At 68.3% G+C, this 2,243-nt stretch carries 4 protein-coding genes and 1 pseudogene; all 5 read left to right on the top strand.

From position 1 onward, the window contains the following. Positions 1-199: pseudogene (locus H926_RS0120380) on the top strand (cobyrinic acid a,c-diamide synthase); the annotation flags it as partial. Then, a complete protein-coding gene (gene cobF, locus H926_RS0120375) occupies positions 196-960 on the top strand; it encodes a precorrin-6A synthase (deacetylating) (RefSeq protein WP_022677920.1) in 765 nt (254 codons plus the stop codon). The pseudogene H926_RS0120380 and the gene cobF, both read left to right, overlap by 4 nt. Next, positions 950-1,555: a cob(I)yrinic acid a,c-diamide adenosyltransferase gene (cobO, locus tag H926_RS0120370; RefSeq protein ID WP_022677919.1), complete on the top strand. Its 606-nt coding sequence runs from the start codon at positions 950-952 to the stop codon at positions 1,553-1,555. The genes cobF and cobO overlap by 11 nt, the downstream gene beginning before the upstream one ends. 32 nt (positions 1,556-1,587) lie before the next feature. Beyond that, positions 1,588-1,995, top strand: a complete 408-nt coding sequence (locus tag H926_RS0120365) for a DUF1636 domain-containing protein (protein ID WP_022677918.1) — start codon at positions 1,588-1,590, stop codon at positions 1,993-1,995. Beyond that, positions 1,992-2,243, top strand: a 252-nt coding sequence (locus H926_RS35050; RefSeq protein WP_043610667.1) for a nicotinate-nucleotide--dimethylbenzimidazole phosphoribosyltransferase, incomplete at its 3' end; no start/stop codon positions are given. The genes H926_RS0120365 and H926_RS35050, both read left to right, overlap by 4 nt.

The following is a 2,243-nucleotide window of genomic DNA, read 5'->3' as shown; positions in this document are numbered from 1 at the left end:
GCTGCTGGCGCCGGTGGGCAGCATGGCGGCGGGCACTGCGCTGCGCGGCCACGAATTCCACTATTGCACCATCCTGGCCCAGGGCGATGCGCCGCTGGCGCAGGTGGCCGATGCCACCGGCGCGGCCGTGGCGGAGACCGGATCGCGGCGCGGGCAGGTCACGGGCACGTTCTTCCACATGATTGCGGGGGGCGCGTGATCCAGCTCGATCTTATCGGGATCGGCACGGGCAACCCCGATCACCTTACCCTAGCGGCGGTGCGCGCGATCAATGGCGCCGACGTGATCCTGCTGCCCGACAAGGGCGCGGACAAGGCCGGGCTGATCGACCTGCGCCGCACGATCTGCGCGGCGGTGCTGACGCGGGCCGTTCCGATCGTCGAATTCGCCATGCCGCTGCGCGATGGTGCGGGCGACTATGCGGCAGCAGTGGATGCCTGGCACCACACCATCGCGCAGGTGTGGCAGGCAACCCTGGCTCAGGCCCTGCCGCAGGGCGGGCGCGCTGCGCTGTTGGTGTGGGGTGATCCGGCGCTCTATGACAGCAGCCTGCGCATCGCGGCGCGGCTGATGGGGCAGGGTGCGGCCCTGGCGGTGCAGGTCGTGCCGGGGATCACCAGCATCGCGGCGCTGACTGCCGCCCATGCCATACCGCTCAATCCGCTGGCAGGGCCAGTCATGATCACTACCGGCCGCCTGCTCCGCACCCATGGCTGGCCGGCGGGGGCTGATCATCTTGTCGTGATGCTCGATGCGGGCGGTGCGTTTGCCGGGCTGGACCCTGCTGGCGTGACCATCTGGTGGGGGGCATACCTGGGCATGGCGCATCAGGCGCTCGAGCATGGCCCGCTGGCCGTGGTGGCCCCGCGCATTCTCGCCCGCCGTGCCGCGCTGCGCGCGCAGCATGGCTGGATCATGGACATCTATCTGCTGAAAAGGGAAACGGCCGATGCAAGCTGATGAAGACGCGCGCCACGCCGACAAGATGCGCAAGAAACAGGCCGCGCGCGACAAGATCATGGCCACCAAGACCCAGGAAAAGGGCCTGCTGATCGTCCATACCGGCAAGGGCAAGGGCAAGACCACTGCGGCCATGGGCATGGTGGTGCGCGCCATCGGCCATGGCCAGCGCGTGGGCGTGGTGCAGTTCGTCAAAGGCGCGATGACCACGGGCGAAAAGGCGGTGTTCGATGCCTTTCCCGCCCACGTCGAGTTCAAGCCGATGGGCGAAGGCTTTACCTGGGACACGCAGGACCGCGCGCGCGATGTGGCCGTGGCCCGCGCCGCCTGGGACGAGGTCGAGCGCATGATCGCCGATCCGGCCTATGCCATGGTCCTGGCCGACGAGCTCAACATCGTGCTGCGCTATGACTATCTGCCGCTCGACGAAGTGCTGGCCGTGCTGACCGCGCGCCCGGCGATGAAGCACGTGATCGTGACGGGCCGCAACGCGCCCGATGAACTGATCGCGGCGGCCGATCTCGTCACCGAAATGGCCCAGATCAAGCATCCGTTCCGCGCCGGGGTGAAAGCCCAGGCGGGCATCGAGTTCTGACACGTTCCGTTTACATCACAAGGATTTCCCCCATGCTTACCCCCGTTGACGATGGCCCCGCCGTGGTGGCCTGCAACACCTGCCGGTTGAGCGCCGACCTGCGCGAGGATGACCAGGGCCAGCGCGGTGGTGCGCGGCTTTTGGCGGCGCTGCGCACGGTGCAGCAGGGCGATGCCCGCTATGCCGGGATTGCCGTGCAGGAAATGGCCTGCCTGTTCGCCTGCAAGGACCACTGCACCGTGCATCTGCGCGCGCCGGGCAAGGTGGGTTATGTCCTGGGCCGTTTTGACGCGGACGAAGCGGCCGCCACGGCAATCCTCGATTATGCCGCCGCCTATGCGCAAAGCGAGCATGGGCGCGTGCCGTTCAAGGAATGGCCGCAGGGGGTGAAAGGCCATTTCATCAGCCGCACGCCGCCGGCCGGGTTCGTCGCGGCATGAGCGCGTTTGCTTCTCCGGCCGCGTTCGACGCGGCGCTTGCCGATCTGGCCATGCCCGATGCTGCGGCGGCCGCCGCAGCGCGGGCGCGGCAGGATGATCTGACCAAGCCGCCCGGATCGCTGGGCCGGCTGGAAGACATCGCCGTGTTCATGGCCGGCTGGCAAAGGCGCGCACGCCCGGGCATCACGCGCGGGCGCACCGCGATCTTTGCCGGCAACCATGGCTTTATGGTGCATGGCGTCAGCGCC

The sequence above is a fragment of the Novosphingobium sp. B-7 genome (assembly GCF_000410615.1).
In the GTDB taxonomy this organism is placed as follows: domain Bacteria; phylum Pseudomonadota; class Alphaproteobacteria; order Sphingomonadales; family Sphingomonadaceae; genus Novosphingobium; species Novosphingobium capsulatum.
This window is presented reverse-complemented; position numbering and strand designations above follow the sequence as displayed.